This is a genomic window from Capnocytophaga haemolytica (assembly GCF_001553545.1).
GTDB lineage: Bacteria > Bacteroidota > Bacteroidia > Flavobacteriales > Flavobacteriaceae > Capnocytophaga > Capnocytophaga haemolytica.
In genome coordinates this window covers 283,449-299,883 of the sequence record NZ_CP014227.1, presented here as the reverse complement: position 1 = coordinate 299,883, position 16,435 = coordinate 283,449, and the positions used below count along the sequence as shown (strand labels likewise).

12 protein-coding genes are annotated in these 16,435 nt (G+C 44.6%); 7 read left to right on the top strand and 5 right to left on the bottom strand.

The features are described 5' to 3' along the window. Positions 1-84 precede the first annotated feature (84 nt). From AXF12_RS01390 to AXF12_RS01380, 3 genes are all read left to right on the top strand, one after another. Positions 85-1,536 carry a peptidase associated/transthyretin-like domain-containing protein gene (locus AXF12_RS01390; protein ID WP_066427875.1) on the top strand — a complete coding sequence of 484 codons (1,452 nt, stop codon included), beginning with the start codon at positions 85-87 and terminating at the stop codon, positions 1,534-1,536. 49 nt (positions 1,537-1,585) lie between these two features. After that, positions 1,586-2,410, top strand: a complete 825-nt coding sequence (locus tag AXF12_RS01385; RefSeq protein ID WP_066427874.1) for an outer membrane beta-barrel protein — start codon at positions 1,586-1,588, stop codon at positions 2,408-2,410. A 104-nt stretch (positions 2,411-2,514) separates the two neighbouring features. Next, positions 2,515-3,324: a hypothetical protein gene (locus AXF12_RS01380; RefSeq protein ID WP_066427873.1), complete on the top strand. Its 810-nt coding sequence runs from the start codon at positions 2,515-2,517 to the stop codon at positions 3,322-3,324. A 77-nt stretch (positions 3,325-3,401) separates the two neighbouring features. Here the strand turns inward: AXF12_RS01380 and AXF12_RS01375 are convergent, their stop codons facing one another. The 5 genes from AXF12_RS01375 to AXF12_RS01355 form a co-directional block, all read right to left on the bottom strand. Beyond that, positions 3,402-4,949 carry a RagB/SusD family nutrient uptake outer membrane protein gene (locus tag AXF12_RS01375; protein WP_066427872.1) on the bottom strand — a complete coding sequence of 516 codons (1,548 nt, stop codon included), beginning with the start codon at positions 4,947-4,949 and terminating at the stop codon, positions 3,402-3,404. A gap of 89 nt (positions 4,950-5,038) precedes the next feature. Beyond that, positions 5,039-5,677 carry a hypothetical protein gene (locus AXF12_RS12430; protein WP_066427871.1) on the bottom strand — a complete coding sequence of 213 codons (639 nt, stop codon included), beginning with the start codon at positions 5,675-5,677 and terminating at the stop codon, positions 5,039-5,041. A gap of 20 nt (positions 5,678-5,697) precedes the next feature. Beyond that, positions 5,698-8,097: a SusC/RagA family TonB-linked outer membrane protein gene (locus AXF12_RS01365; protein ID WP_066427870.1), complete on the bottom strand. Its 2,400-nt coding sequence runs from the start codon at positions 8,095-8,097 to the stop codon at positions 5,698-5,700. 258 nt (positions 8,098-8,355) lie between these two features. After that, positions 8,356-9,858, bottom strand: coding sequence for a RagB/SusD family nutrient uptake outer membrane protein (locus AXF12_RS01360; RefSeq protein ID WP_066427869.1), 1,503 nt, complete (start codon positions 9,856-9,858; stop codon positions 8,356-8,358). A 12-nt stretch (positions 9,859-9,870) separates the two neighbouring features. After that, a complete protein-coding gene (locus AXF12_RS01355) occupies positions 9,871-12,927 on the bottom strand; it encodes a SusC/RagA family TonB-linked outer membrane protein (protein ID WP_066427868.1) in 3,057 nt (1,018 codons plus the stop codon). Positions 12,928-13,358: 431 nt separating this feature from the next. On the opposite strand from AXF12_RS01355, the gene AXF12_RS01350 reads away from it, so the two are divergent. The 4 genes from AXF12_RS01350 (at position 13,359) to AXF12_RS01335 (ending at position 16,435) form a co-directional block, all read left to right on the top strand. Next, positions 13,359-14,408, top strand: a complete 1,050-nt coding sequence (locus tag AXF12_RS01350) for an NAD(P)/FAD-dependent oxidoreductase (protein WP_066427867.1) — start codon at positions 13,359-13,361, stop codon at positions 14,406-14,408. Positions 14,409-14,704: 296 nt separating this feature from the next. Beyond that, entirely contained in the window at positions 14,705-15,490 is a 786-nt protein-coding gene (locus AXF12_RS01345; protein WP_066427866.1) for a threonine/serine exporter family protein, read from the top strand. After that, the gene (locus tag AXF12_RS01340) at positions 15,477-16,028 is read left to right on the top strand and encodes a threonine/serine exporter family protein (RefSeq protein WP_066427865.1); all 552 of its coding nucleotides are present in this window, start codon (positions 15,477-15,479) and stop codon (positions 16,026-16,028) included. The genes AXF12_RS01345 and AXF12_RS01340 overlap by 14 nt, the downstream gene beginning before the upstream one ends. 134 nt (positions 16,029-16,162) lie before the next feature. Beyond that, positions 16,163-16,435, top strand: coding sequence for a hypothetical protein (locus AXF12_RS01335; RefSeq protein ID WP_066427864.1), 273 nt, complete (start codon positions 16,163-16,165; stop codon positions 16,433-16,435).

The window sequence follows — 16,435 nt, the reverse complement described above, 5'->3', positions numbered from 1 at the left end:
AAAGCAGTTTACACCTGATCTCTGATCTCTGATCTCTGACCTCTGATTACTGCTCCCTGATCTCTAATTAAAACATTTAAACCAATGAAAGCAAAGTTATGTATGCTGCTGACGCTCTCTGTCAGCATTGCCTTTGGGCAAAATACCATTAAGGGCACGCTTATAAGCCCTGAGCAAAAGCCTGTGGACGGCGCGAATGTGCTCCTCCTATCCCTCCCCGACTCCACTTTGGTCAAAGGAGCCATCTCAGGCAAAGACGGCACTTTTGAGCTGCCTATCCCTCAGACCTCAAATCCCACACCCCAGACCTCTCTTCTTAAAGTTACCCATTTATCCTATCGTGATAAGTACGTACCCAATCCCGCAGGCAACTTAGGCCTCCTCACTATGGACGCCGCTGCCAATGAGCTGGGCGAGGTAGTGGTAAAGGCATATCGCCCTGTGCTGAAGCAAGAAGGCACGCGCATCATCACCAACGTGGCACAATCCACGCTGAGCAAGCTGCCTACCGCCGAGCACCTGATAGCCTTCCTGCCTGGCGTCAGTCGCTCATATACCACACAAGAGCCCTTCCTCGTCTTCGGCAAAGGAGCCCCTATCTTCTACATCAACAACCGCCGCATTCGCAATGTCGAAGAGGTAATGCGTATCTCGCCTAGCGAGGTAGAGAGCGTAAACATCGAAACGCAGCCAGGGGCGGAGTTCGATAACTCCGTTGGTGCGGTGATCTATATCAAGCTGAAGAAGAAACAAGATGATGGACTCAGTGGTTCGCTCTTCAACGCAGAAGACGTCAAGCAAGGACAGTCCGTAGAGGCAGGGGTCGAACTCAATTACCGCAAGGGTAAGACGGATGTTTTCTTGGTAACAGAAGCCAACTTAAACTTCGCCACACGCCGCAATAGCACTGAGGAACTTACCGTCAGCACCCCTTTGCAGCAGTGGCAGGTGCAAACCAGCAACGAGGCAAAGAACAACCGCCGTGGCCTCATCACTCACTTAGGTCTCAACCACGAGCTCAGTGATAAGCATTCTGTAGGTTTTAAGCTCTCGGCAAGGACTTCACCCCTTGGCGGGCACGACCGCACTACTCAAGAGACTGCTACCTATCGCAATGCACTGCTCACCGTACAAAGTGCCAATGCTTACGACCGCCTCTACAAAGATTACAATATTGACGGTAATGTCTATTACGATGGGCAACTCTCCCCTAACTTAAAGATGCAAACCGACCTCGATTACCGCTATGCACAAAGCGACCACCATACCACCATTGAGGAACGCGATCTGCTTGGGGGTATGGGTCCTCTGCAAATGCGCAACCTTGCCACACAGAGCGATGCTGAGTTGCGCTGGGGGGCAGTGAAGACAACTTTCAATCAGTCCTTGGGTAAGACGATGCTCACCTACGGGGTAGAGGCAAGCACCTTAGGGCGCGATGACGCCTACGCCGACCACCGCGGGGCATCGCCTGCTATTCGCAATAAAGAGACGCAATCCGCAGGCTTTGTGAGCGTGTCGTTCCCTTCGCTTTAAGCTCGGTACGCGCTATGAATATGCCGACTTCGGCTACTACGAAAATGAGGTGAAGAACACCGTAAAGAGTCGCACCTACCGCGACTTCCTGCCTAATGTGTCAGTAACTTTCCCTTGGGATAAGCTAAACTTCTCGCTCTCGTATGCCCGCAAGATACGCCGTCCTGCTTATTACCAGCTCAGCGACTACGACACTTACATCACCTCCTACCTCTACAACCGCGGCAATGCCGAACTTGCGCCACAGCTCAGCAGCGATTTCAACCTGCTGACCTCCTACAAGCACTACGCGCTTTCACTGCAATACAGCCTTATTGACGATGCAGCCTATACGCTCTACCGCCTCTCATCTAACCCAGCGGTAGTGGAGAATACGCTGGTGAATGCAAGGCGATTTGAGACCTTCAAGGCGGTGTTCACCGCACAGGGGCAGATAGGGCGTTGGATGCCCAAGCTAACCGCCTCTTTGGGTAAGCAGTTTAGCCACGGTATCTTTGAGGCAGATAACCCGATATGCACCATTAGCTGGGAGAATACCTATATGCTCTCTAAGAGTTGGATAGCTATGGGCAGCCTTGAGTACAGCACTACGGGTAATAACAAGAACGTTTACCGCTATGGCTCAGGCGGCGGCTTGGGGCTCTTCCTCATCCACACGATGTGCGAGGGCAGGCTCACCCTCTTCGGCGGAGTGATCGACATCTTTGATACCTACAAGAATAAGACGATGGAACAAAGTCCTTATGTGAGTCAGCGCAACTACGGCGACACCAATATGCGAGCACTGCGCGTTGGGGTAGAATACAAGTTCAACCCCACCCAGAGCAAGTACAAAGGACAAGGGGCAGGTGGAGAACAGAAAGAGCGAATGTAGCTTTTGGCACGCTTTTTGTGTAAATGTTTTTGTTAAGAGCTGCAGTTTAGAAAAAAAGAACTATCTTTGCAGCCTCATAACTTAAAACTAAACATTTATATCAGATGAGAAAAATTGCATTACTATTGTGCTTGGCATCGGCAGTGGCTTTTGGTCAGCACGGAAACAATGGCTGGAAAAACGCAAAGTTGAATGGAAAGGTAAAGACCTTCCGCGTATCAGGCAACGCATTTAATGAAGATGGGCAACCTGAGGAAAACTCAGATTACACCTATACCGAATTCAATAACAAAGGTTTGGTAACTAAGATGGAAGTACAAACAGGGCGCTCCTTTATTACGTATAAAGATATCTTTGACAAGAAAGGCAACCGCATTGAAACACAATCAAAGGATCGCAGTGGTGTGGTGCTATCGACAAACAAGTATGCTTACGACGATCGAGGCAACCGTATCAAGTACGAGGTGCTCACCTCTGATGGTAAGGTGTTTATGCAGCGCAATTATAAGTTCGACGACAAGAACAGGGTAACTGAGCGCGAGGCTTGTGTAGGAGGTCTTTGTGATGAGAAGATCACTTATGTGTATGACAACAACGGCTACCTCACTGAGGAGAGCAAGTTCGATAAAGGGATGCTCATCAGCAAAACAGTCTACACCAACAACCCTAAAGGGCAAGCAGTAGAGCGCTTGGTATACGACTTAAATGATAAGCTAAAACAGAAGGTCGTTGTGGTGTTTGATGCCAATGGCAATGAGGTAGAAGAGTCCACTTACGACCCAGAAGGAGTGCTTTTAGAAAAGAAGACTACTATCTATGTGTATGATAAAGCTAAGAACTGGACGAAGAAAACGGCTTATGTAGATGGTAAACCTGTATTAGAAACAAAGCAAGAGTTTTCTTACTACAAATAATAAATTATACATTAAAAAAGCATTGAGCGGGTGCTATCAGCACCCGCTCAATGCTTTTTTATAGGAACATATTAGACTTACGGTGTAGTAAACTGTATTTCCCAACCTGGATTTTGCAGAATTTTCCCGCGTTCATAACTAATATCCGCGGCAGGAATAGGCCAAACAATCTTATGGTAGTTTCTGCCTCTATAAGGGATATTGAGCTCACTGTATTGTGCTGCAGGATCCGTAATAACGAGACTTTGTAGCTGTGGTGTGCCTCGCACTACTCCTTCTTTCCAGCGTTGTAAGTCGAAAAGGCGAAAGCCTTCAAAGGCTAACTCACGGGCACGTTCTTCCTTAACCGTAGCTAATGAGTAAGTAACTGTGGTACTAGCCCCACGAGCGGTGCGCAGTGCGTTGAAGTAGGTCTCACCATCGCTACCGCCGCCATTAGCCCCTGCTTCTGCTGCAATGAGGTAAAGTTCTGCAATGCGGAACACCTTAGGTGCGTGTGCATAAGTAGGGTTGTCTGTAGCAGCTCTTAATGCTGGGTAGTCGGGGTATTTGTTCACTAAGTAAGCAGTGTCACCAAAGAGGCCTTCGCCCCCTATATCGGTAAATTGCTTGTAGTAAACACTCTTTCGGATATCCGTATTCTCATACTTATCCAGCAAAGCTTGTGTAGGGATGACTTCAGGTGCCGAATAGGCTTCAGTTTCACCTGTAAAGAGGTTAATTTCGACTGCATAACCAATATATGGGTCGTTGTTTCCTCTTGGAAGCTCATTGCCAGCACTGGAGTATAAGGTAGTGAGCTGCATTATAGTCTCATCGGTTTTGTCTTCAGCCCAAATAGCGGCAAAGCTATCCGCATCGCTCAGCAAAGGATATTTACCTGAGTCAATCACTTCCTTAGCAGCAGCATAAGCCCCTGACCAATTCTGTTGGTAAAGCAACACACGTGCTTTGAGAGCTTTGGCAGCATCTATTGTAAAACCATTGGCACCGAGGCTCCCTGTTTTGCTGGCTAAAAGGGTTTCAGCCGTACTGATATCGCTAAGGATACGCTCATAAGTTTCCTTTAAGCTACTGCGCTGAGGGGTTACATCGTATGCTACATCGTCGATGAGTTGCAGTCCTAAGTCAGTATCGGCAGTAGCAGGGTCGTAGGCTACGCAATAGTGTGTAGCTAAGTAAGTGCGGTAATAAGCTCTCCCCATTAGTAGCTCACCTTTGAAAGCTTGCCATTGTACGCGTTCAGCATCACTTTTTAAGGGTATCTCATCAAAGCGTTCTAAGGCTGTGTTTATGTAGCGGATAGCCAGATTCATCTCTTTGTAGATAGCGGCTGTATACTCATCTGAGGTAGTAAAATCTGTCCAAATATACTGGTTGTTATATTTGTAGCGTTTGCGCTGGTTGCGCAAGTCCAAGAAATCGGCTTGCACCTCTGTTAAGTACATCTTAGGACCATAGACATTGTCGCGGAGGGTGCTATACATCCCCACCACCCAGCGTTCGGCGTCTTTGATATCTTTAAAAGCCTTATTTTTATCGACAGTATCGTAAGGGCTTTGATCGAGCTTTGCACAACTGCTAAGTGCTACAAGGGCTATGAGTGTTATTATGATTCTCTTCATTGTCTTTCTGATTTTAGTTTGTTTCTTCTACGGGATATGGGTTGTTGCCTTCCGTAGTGTGTCCGTTTCTGCTCCGTATTGACACTGGTTTAAAATTTCATCTCTATTCCCATTGAGTACTCACGTGATGGTGGATAACCTCCCGTAGCTATTGATTGTGGGAACTCAGGGTCTGCCCCTGTAAACTTAGTAAAAGTTAGGATGTTGTGAACTGCAACGTAAAAGCGTAAGTTACTAAAGAACTTCAATTGATCTAAGGCTACCTGTGGCAAGCTGTAGCTCAAGTTCACATTCTTAAGGCGGATATATGACGCATCTTCAAGCATACGGGTGTCGTCTCCGCTGTTGTTGAATACGGTAGTGCCTCTACTTGGTAGATGTACTTTGTCGCCTTTCTGCTTCCAAAAGTCTGTTACATTCCTGCTTAGATTGTGTATCCCGAGCGCATTGTAGGCATTTTCTGTTTGTCGGAGGTCTTCATTGAGTATATAACGCCCGTAGGAGAATGAGAAGTTAGTTTCTAAACTTAGTGTTTTGTAGGTTGCAGAGAAGCCAAAGCCACCATTGAGAGGTGCTTGGCGCTTCTTGCCTGTGTTCTGCTTTAGGGTTTCATAGTCGTAACTATTGCTGAGATCGTTGTCGTCAGTATGGGTTGTCATACGGTCTTCTCCTGGTTTATAGAACTCGCGCAGACCTGTCTCAGGGTTAATTCCTTTGAATATAGGCATCACCCAATAGATAGGGCTTCCTATGGCATAACCCCAATTGTTCGTACTACCCCCAGATAGCTATCTCTATTTTCATAGAGCGAAAGCACCTTCTGCGAGTTATAGTTGAAGTTTAGGTAAGGACGAATACTCACATTATGCTCCTTGTTGCGGTATACCACTGAGGAAAGGGTAACATCTACCCCTGCATTGCGCAAGCTGCCGACATTGGTGTTATAGCTATCGTAGCCTACGGCTGTGTTGAGCTGCTTGCTGAAAAGCATATCACGGGTTTCGCGGTAGTAGTATTCTACGTTAAAGGAAGTGCTACCAAATAGATAGCCGCTAAGCCCAACCGTAGTTTTGTTTTGGCGTTCCCATCTTAAATTGGGGTTACCTATACCATACGAACGTCTGTCAAGCCCATAGCCCCAACTGCCATTGTAACGCAGCATATTTAGCTGTGTGATATTAGAGTAGCTGCTCGGTGCATTACCAGCACTACCCGTACTCACACGTAGGCTTAAGTCTGAAAGCCACGACGCATCTTTTAGGAAAGCCTCATTTGAGAGCTTCCACATTCCTCCAATAGCCCAAAAGGTAGCATAGCGATTGTTTTGTCCAAATGATGACGACCCATCACGGCGTGCCGATACATCCAAAAAGTAGCGATTATTGTACTCATAATCCACACGAGCAAAGAATGAATTAAATGTATCCACCCCTTTAGTGTCTATGACATTAAAGTTATCTCCTTTACTCAGCATCATCAACTCGTCTGTAGGCTGATTGTATGAGCTAACTGACACTGATTGAGAGCTATTTTCTATCGACTCTTGCCCGAGCAATGCTGTAAGATAATGTTTGTTGAGCAATGAGAACTTATACTCTAAAGTATTCGTAAAGTTCTTGCGGGTAGCCATTGATTGTGTGCGGGTAAGATGTATATTGGGTCTGGGGATAATCACCGATGGCAGTTCGCTATCAGTTGAGTTGTATACGCTATGCTGCAAGCCTACCTGTGTTTTAAACACTAAGTTCTTAATAGGTTCTAATTGTGCGTAGATGGTAGGGATGATCTCTTGCCCTTGTGTTCCTCCTGGGTGGGTATCTGCTAAGTATTTAGGGTGGTAGAATGTGTTATCCTTGTATTTATTTATAATTGCAGGGTCACTACTTTCTATTCCTATCAGTTGCTTATCTTGCCCGTTGCTATCTTTAGGACGATAGTAAGGCATCGCAAGCACTCTTGCCGAGCCTACGGTAGCAGCCCCCATGGCGCTATCGTCAACGTCATTATGGCTCAAACTAATGTTAGCCCCAACTTTAAGCCAACTTGATACATCGGCATCTACATTTGAGTTGAGGGTGTAGCGCTTGTAGCCTGAACCATATTTTACGCCTTCTTGATCGAGGTAGCTGGCAGAAAGGTAATAACTTACTTTCTCTCCTCCTCCTGAAACAGACACATTGGTGCGGTACATTGGCACAAAGTTGCGGAAATAGACCTTATCCCAAGCGGTGTGATAAGGGTTCTCTTCTAAGATTTTATTTGCCAACTCAGGGGTCATTTTCTTCTGATCAGTATCTGCCAAGTTTGAAGTGTAGTCAATCCAAAAGTCCATATACTCTCTTGGTGACATCAGGTTGTCGAAGAACTTCCTATTAGCAATAGTTGAAAAGCCCAACTGGTGATTGATGCTCACCGTTGTGCGCTCATTCTTATGTCCTCGTTTTGTGGTTATGTAGATTACCCCATTAGCTGCTCGTGATCCGTAGATAGAGGTTGACGCAGCATCCTTAAGCACTGTGATGCTCTCTATATCCTCTGGGTTGTAATTTACCATCACTGAGCCACTCACTGGCACTCCATCTATCACATATAACGGACTTGATATATCATCACCTCCTAAGAAGCCTCCTATGGTATTAAGCCCGTGGATAGTGATTTTTGAGCTACTACCTGGTGAGCCACTCGAAGTAGTGATCACCGCTCCTGCTACCTTTCCTTGTAGTGCGTCGAGGGCATTAGATGTAGGTACTTCTTTTATTTCTTTGCCACCTACTACTGCGGCAAGCCCCACCGTTTTACTGGCTACTTTCTTCTGCCCATAGCCCATTACCACGGTACCTTCGAGTTCTTGCACGTCGTCCTGAAGCACAATGTCGAGGTGGGTAGTATTAGTTCCTACTTTACGTTCTACGGTTTTCATCCCTAAATACGAAAAAACCAACGTTTGCCCTACTTGGGCGCTGAGGCTGTACTTACCGTCCATATCAGTGGAGGTGCCGTGTTGAGTACCTTTGATAAGTACGAATACGCCAAAGATAGGCTGCCCTTGAGCGTCCTTTACTGTACCTGTGATGACATTGGTTTGAGCTAAGGCTATTTGCACTAAGGCGAGCGCTAAGGTGAGTGTGTAAATAAATCTTATTGTCATATTTCACGTTAAAAATGCGGCAAAGTTTTCTAAAAATATTTGACTTATGCAAATTATATTTGTTATTTATGATGAAATTAACGTTTTTGTCTTTCTGATAAAAACCTATGGGAGTTGCGTAGAGCTTCTTTAAAAACTTATTATCAGTAAGTTAACTAATGATTATTATATATACAACAGTTTGTTGCTCTTTTGTGATTACAAAGAAAAACTCCCTTGACATTGTGCCAAGGGAGTTTTATTATTTTAAGAGGAGGGTTACCAGCCTGGGTTTTGCTGGAGCCTACCTTCTTCACCTTCTATATCTTTTGGAGATAATGGCCATACAATTTTAAAATCTGTGTACGGACGATTGAGTTGATAGGTAAGACTCGGATTGTTTGAATTAATCAAACGGAGCGATTGAGGGGTTCCTCGTACAACATCTTGCTGCCAACGTTGTAGGTCGTAAAGACGGAAGCCCTCAAAAGCAAGCTCACGAGTACGCTCATCTTTGATCTCTGTATAAAGATCATTTCCAGTGCTGGTAACGGAGTTTGCTCCATAGCCGCGTGCTTCTCTAAGCTCATTAAGGTATTTCTTGGCATTCGTCTCATCTCCATTTTTATATGCGGCTTCAGCAGCAATTAGGTATTGTTCTGCAATACGAAATATCTTAGGTTGGTGGAGATAAGAGGGGGTATTTGCATTTGTCTTAAACAATTCATTATCTGCATATTTATTTACAAGTATCCCTTTTACTCCTCGCACACCACTTATATTCCCTTCTATAAAATATACATCCTTACGAATATCATTTGCTCCATATAAATCTATCGCACTTTTCGTAGGAAGGAAACTCGCTGAATAATTTAGCATACTTTTGTTATATGAGAGGTAAATATCATTTGCCCCAGAAAGAGGCTCATCTACATAGCCCGCAAATTGGGTAATACTCTCTTTAGAACCATCAGTATGCCACTCACTAGTCAATTGCTCTTTAGTGGTAATCAATGGGTATTTTGCCCGTGTTCCCTCTATCAATGTTGAGGATACTGCATAAGCATTTGCCCAATCTTGCTTGTAGAGCAATACTCTTGCTTTTAGGGCTTTTACAGCATCCACATTAAAGTATTTTATGGTGGTGTAATTCTTTGTTGTAGTTGCAGTACCACTAAGGATATTCTCTGCTTTGGCTATATCATCAAGGATCTTGTTATAGGTGACTTCCAACGAACTTCTGGAAGGAAATTGTTTGAAAAGGACATCATCAAACAATGCCAAACCCAAATCTGTGTTAGCAGTGGATGGGTTGTACGCCTTGCAAAAGTGGGTAACTAAATAGGTCTGATAATAAGCACGCCCTAAGTATAATTCTCCTCTATACTGCTCAATAGCTGTTGTTTGCTGAGGAATCTTATTAAAGCCCTCTAATGCCGAGTTGATATTACGAATCCCCAAATACATTGCTGTCCAAACTGATGAAACATTGTTATTTGTTGATGTAAAATCGTTCCAGCCGTGTATACCAGCTAAAGGATGTGTTTCTGGTGATCTGAGATTGAGCATATCCGCTTGTACATCTGTCATATACATTGGTAGTCCATATACCCTATTACGCATATAGTTATACATCCCATTGCGCCAAAAAAGAGCGTCTTTCTCATCTTTAAATGAGTTGGGTTCAGCAAACCTTCCATAAGGCTCTTGGTCTAAACTATAACAGCTGTTCAGTAGTAAGGTAACTCCTATAATCGCTATGATATTTCTAACTATTTTCATAATTATCATTGTTTAAAATTTAACTTCTACCCCAAAAGTATATTCTCTTGTTGGAGGAGTGCCTCCCCCTGCAATACTATTAGGATATTCAGGGTCTGCCCCTGTGTATTTGGTAATTGTCCACAAGTTACGGGCACTACCATAAATTCTTATGCCATTGAAAAATTTAATCTTATCAATTGTTTCTTTTGAAAATCGATAACTCAAGCTGAGATTTTTCATACGTATAAAAGAAGCGTCTTCTAATATACGAGTGTCTTGTTCTACAAATCTCGGATAATTAGCACGATCAATCAATGGCTGACGTGAGTTTCTGTTTTCAGGTGTCCAATAGTCTAAGGCTTTTCTGCTGAGATTATTGATCCCAAAAGAACCTGGGTTTTCCATTGCTCTCCTATCTAAATTCAGCATATACTTGCCATAAGTAAAGGCAAAGCCCATATCTAATGTAAATCCTTCATAAGTAACATTCAAGCCAAAACCACCATTAAGTGGTGCAGCTTTACGTTTCCCTGTATTCTGTATTAAAGCAGTCCCATTATTGCCATATTTGTCTGTAACAGCATTATCATCAGTACGTGTGTCCATCCTATCTGTATTGGGTAAATACCATTCAGGATGTCCATTATCAGGATTGATACCTTTGAATATAGGCAATGCCCAATACACTGGTGAGCCTGTCTGATAGGCATAATTCCCACTATTGACCCCCACAAGTTGATCCTTCCCATCAGCTAATGCACGTACACGTTGGTCATTGTAGTTGAGATTCAGATAAGGACGTATGGAGACATTATGCTCTCTATTCTGATATACAGTTGAATTGATTGTAAGGTCAAAACCTCTATTCTCAAAATCTCCTGCATTATCTGTAAAATTAGCACTTGCCCCTGACATACTATTGATGTATGATGCTAAGAGCATCCCTCGGGTGATACGACTATAATATTCTATACTAAAAGAAGTATTGTCAAACAATCGCCCACTGAGTCCAATAGTTGTCTTTTGTTGCTTCTCCCAAGCCAAATCAGGGTTACCTATCGCACTACCTAAGATGCTGTAACTTGTCCCCCCATTATATATTGCCGTGTTTACAATCGTTAAATGAGCATAGTCTCCTCCTGCTGGATTCCCTGAAAGACCTGTACTAGCACGCAAACTCAAATTTGTGAGCCACTTTACATCCTTTAGGAAAGGTTCACTTGATATCTTCCACATCCCTCCAATAGCCCAAAAATTAGCATATCTATTGTTGCGTCCAAAAATAGAAGAGCCATCTCTACGCCCTGAAATATCTAAGAAATATTTGTTATTATACTCATATTCTATACGCCCAAAGAGTGAGTTAAAGGTACGTACACTTTTACTATCATTAACAGGCGTCCCAAATGACCTTGTCCCATTACTGAGCATTGATAGTTCATCTAAAGGCATTCCATACCTTACTGCATCAAACCACTTTATCATTTGTCTTACTGATTCCTGTCCCATAAGTGCTGTAAAATAATGCTTATTTTGCAGGTTAAAGCGGTACTCCATCGTATTGGTGAATGTATTGTTTATCTTTTTAGTGCTTCCTCTTCGTGTATAAGAAGTGCTTCCTACAGGTTGCCCTGTTTGTATCAATACAAAAGAAGGTAAGGTTTTCTGTTCACTCTCATTAACACCATATTGTATCCCCGCTTGTGTCTTTAGTACCAAGTTTTTAATAGGTTCTATGGTTATATAACCTATCGGTAATATATCTTCTCCTTCTGCATAGCGTGGATTCTTCACTACATTATATGCGGGCATATAGAATCCACTATTAGGAGTTGAGCTATATTTGTATAGTACATAATCTTTAAGCTTTCCATTCTCATCTCGTGGGGAGTAAAATGGCAAGGTAAATAGGCTACCATTAGAGTCTCCTCCTCCTGCCCCATTAGTATCACTTTCACTGTGCCCTACACTAAGGCTAATCCCCATCTTGAGCCATTTATTTACTTCTGTATCTACATTGGCATTGAGTGTATAACGTTGGTAGCGCGATCCATAACGCAACCCCGTCTGGTCTGAATAGCTCGCCGATACAAAATAAGTAGTCTGATTGCTGCCTCCTGATAACGAGACATTGGTGCGATAGGTGGGTGCAAACCCTCTATAGAAAAGCTTCTTCCAATCGGTATTATAAGGACTTTCCTCCTTTATCTGCGTCACTAATGCTGGAGTAACTCTATTGTCTAATTGTGTTTTTAACCAGAAATCCAAATACTCATCTGTGGTCATCAGATCATCAAAGATTTTGGTACGTGCAAAACGTGAGAAACTCACTTGTTGACTGATAGACAGACTAGTTCGTTCACCTTTCTTACCACGCTTAGTTGTAATATAGATTACCCCATTGGCAGCACGTGTCCCATAGATAGACGTAGAAGCAGCATCTTTCAGCACTGATATACTCTCTATATCATTTGGGTTAAGCGACTTAAACACTGCCCTGCTCACAGCTACTCCATCTACTACAAAGAGTGGGTCGCCATCAGTGCTTCTGACCTTGTCCCCAGCTGCAAATGAATTAAATCCGTGTATGGTAATCTGCGACTCTGCCTCTGGATCACCACTGTTAGTAGTAATTACCGCACCCGCCACCTTACCTTGCAGTGCATCTGCTATATTGATTGTAGGTGTTTCCTTAATATCAGCACCTTGCACCGTAGCTGCCAATCCCACTGTCTTACTGGCTACCTTCTTCGCTCCATATCCCATCACCACGGTACCTTCAATTTCCTGCACATCATCTTTCAAGGTGATATTCAGCGTACTCATTCCTTGGGTTACCTTCTTGTCCTGCGACTTCATCCCTAAGAACGAAAAGTGTAGCACATCGCCTACATTGGCAGCAACGCTATAGTGCCCTTTATCATCGGTTACGGCGCCTTTGCTGGTACCTTTTATTTGCACAAACACCCCAAACAGAGGCTCTCCAGTATCATCCTTCACGGTCCCCGATACAGTGATATTCTGTGCTAAAGCGCTGCTACATACGCCCACCAGCAATAGCAATGTCCAAAATAGTCTTCTTCTCATTGTATACTTCAAATTTTTGGCAAAGATATCTAAATAAATATGATTTACGCAAGTTTTATTTTAATTGTTTTTGTTTACTTGTTTATTTTTATTAAGAAAAGTTCTTTTATTTGGAAAATAAACCTTGTATTCTGTTTCTTTTAATAATTGATTGTGAATACATTAGCATTTTTGGAACGTATAGAAGCTTTTAAGGTAGTTTTTACATTTATAACAAATTTTTTTAAAAAAGTAAGGGTAAAGAATGAAAGTCACTATCTTGAGCAACGCCTATCAATAGCTTTGTAAAGGCTTAATCCTTGTTTTGTTATAGTCTTAACCTCTTGGCTTGTTTCTGCTTCCTGTCCTCTGTTCCCCAATTTCTGATTTCTTTATGATAGTTTAATCGTTGGAAAGTGTTATCTTTGCGGCGTGATTTAGGTTTAGAGCGTATGTTTGATTTTATCATTGTCGGAGGTGGTTTGGCTGGGGTTACGTTCGCTCATACTTTGGAGCGGTACGGAAGGAGTTTTTGCCTTATAAGCGATCGGTCGCAGGCAGCGAGCCTTGTGGCTGCGGGGGCGTATAACCCTGTGGTGCTCAAGCGTTTCACACCGATATGGATGGCGACGGAGCAGATACACTGCTTGCACGATTTTTACGGCGGAGTGGAGGCAAAGCTGGGTACGCAACTGCTGCATCCAATGGCGGTATTACGTAGGTTTGCTTCGGTGGAGGAGCAGAACAACTGGTTTGCCGCTTCGGATAAGCCTGTGCTCTCGGAGTATCTCAGTGGGGAGTTGGTAGGTAAGGTAAGCCCTTATGTGCCTGCACCTTTTGGCTTTGGGCAGGTGCTGCATACGGGGCGTATGGATGTGAAGCGATATCTCTCACTGAGTTTGCAGCGCTGGGGTAGCGAGGGGGTATATCATCCTTATCGGTTTCAGTACGAAGCGCTATCGGTTGGCAAGGGTTCTGTGAGTTACAAAGGTGTTGAGGCGCGACATATTGTGTTCTGCGAGGGTTGTGGGGTGTCTGCTAATCCGTTTTTTAAGGCACTGCCAATGGCGCCTTGCAAGGGCGAGTTGCTCACGTTTTGTGCCCCTGAACTATCGGTGGAGGTTATCTTGAAGGGCGATGGGGTGATTTATCCTGAAGGCGGTGACTGCTACAAGATAGGCGCTACGTATAACCGCGACGACCTGAGTGATACGATCACTGAGGCGGGACGTGAGGAGCTCATAGAGCGACTCAAGAAGCTCATCACTTGTGGGTATACGATTACGGCGCACGAGGCTGGGATACGCCCTACGGTGATCGATAGGCGTCCACTGGTGGGGCATCATCCTGTATATGACAATGTTTGGATACTCAACGGGCTGGGTACGCGTGGGGTGCTGGGAGCGCCGTATCTCGCTGAGGTACTCTACGGGGCGGTATTCGAGGGGGAGGCGGTAGCCCGTGAGATGGATATAGGGCGGTTTGCTAAGCGGATTTTATAAACAACCCCACCTTTCCACATACTCCCATTCTCACGTCACTTCTCCCTTCAAAGAGGAATTTGTAGAGAGCAAAAGTACTTTATGCAATATGTTTGCAGTATACCCCTCTTTTGAAAGAAGTGGCACACTGCAAAAGTATGCGGAGGGAAGGGTGTTGCAATAGGTTCATTATGAGGGGTTGCTTTGTGGAAATGGTAAAAATCGGAGTGTGTTTTTGCGTAGAATGAAATGTTTTTAGTAATTTTGCGGCGTTTTTTAAGATTAGGCTTCAGGCTTGAAGCTCAAAGCTGAATGTTATGAAGGATATAGAAAGAGCGGCGAAATTGTTCGCTGAAATTAATGAACTGCTCATCTCTAGTGGGGCGAATACGCAGCGTGTGAAGCGCAATGTCGATCGGATTTCGGGGGCATTGGGCTATGATTGCGAGGTGTTCTACTCGCATTCGGCGGTGATTGTTACGGTGATTGGCAAGCTCACGGGCGAGAAGGAGACGGTGGTGGAGATGATTCCGCACCACGGGGTGAATTTTAACGCTATCTCGGATATCAGTATCCTCTCGTGGGAGGTGCAGGAGAAGAAGCTCACCATCGACGAGATTGAGCAGCAAGTGGCTGCCATCAAGGCAAAGCCACATTACAATATGTACGTGATGTGGTTCTTCGTGTCGGTGGCTGGGGGTGCGTTGGCTTACATCTTTGGTGGCAAAGAGAGCAGTTATGCTGAGTTTGGGATGTCGTTTGCTGCTACGCTGGCAGGCTTGGCAGGGCGCCGCGTGTTGCAATTGCGCAAGTTCAACGTCTACATCTGCTGGGCGTGGGCAGCCTTCGTATCGGTGTGTGTGATCAGTATTTTTAGGAAGCTGATTGAGTATTACACGATCGACTTGGAGTTTCGCAATGCCTTGGCGGCGAGTGTGCTGTGGTTGGTGCCTGGGGTGCCGCTGATCAATGGGTTTATCGATATGCTCACCGGCAGCACCGTATCGGGGATGGCAAAACTCTCGCACGCAGCCATCTTGGTGTTTATGATAGGGTTAGGTTTTTACGTTGCTTTATATTTGTTTGGTTATGGAGGTCTTTAATACGTTTGTAGAGTTAGTACCGCGCATCTTCTGGTCGATGTGGGTGTCTATTGGTTTTGCGTTGCTGTTCAACACGCCGCGCCGTGCGCTGTGGATCACAGGGGTGCTAGGGGGCATTGGCTGGTCGGTAAAGTTTATGCTCTTGGGCACTGTGATGCCTGAGCAAATCGTCATCACCTCGTTCTTTGGGGCGTGTGTGGTGGGCTTCTTAGGGGTGTACTTCGCCCATAGGGTGCATACCCCGCCGATTGTCTTTACCATCCCTGCGGTGATTAATATGATCCCTGGTAAGTTTGGCTATGAGTTTATGATGGGCTTGATGGAGATCGTAACGGTAAGCGGCACGCACGAGGAGAACTTGGATATGATCTTTAAGACCATCAAACTCGGCTTGCAGACGGGCTTTATCACCTTGTGCTTAGCTTTCGGGGTGATTGCGCCAATGCTGCTGTTCAACACCTACACAGTCAAAGGCAAGGACTTGAATGCCTTTATCAAGAGGCGATTGGGCAGAGCGGGGAAAGAGAAGGAGAAGTAGAACTATAATAAGATGATAATGAGAGGTTGCATAGGCAGTAATTGTCCTTTGCAACCTTTTTTTGTGCGGAGGCTACGGTGGATTCAAAAAAAAGTTGTACCTTTGCCCTCGTGGAATGAGCATTGGAAATTGCTATGGAGTGTACAGTATTCCTAACAGTGGGGCTGATAGTAGCTATGGGGGTAGCGGTGTATCTCTATTTTCGTTATGTGGGGAGATATTGGTTGGAGTGCATAGGTTTTGCGCTTGTGCCTATGAGTCTTATCTCGGTAGTTATAGCCCTTACAGCGCCTCAGTACAACGGGTTGTTCTGGTGGATAGGGGACATTTGTGGCGTGCCTGTGGCGTTGCTGGGGCTGTTTGCTTTTTGGTATATCAGAGCTCTTGCTAAGGGTTTTAACCATTGA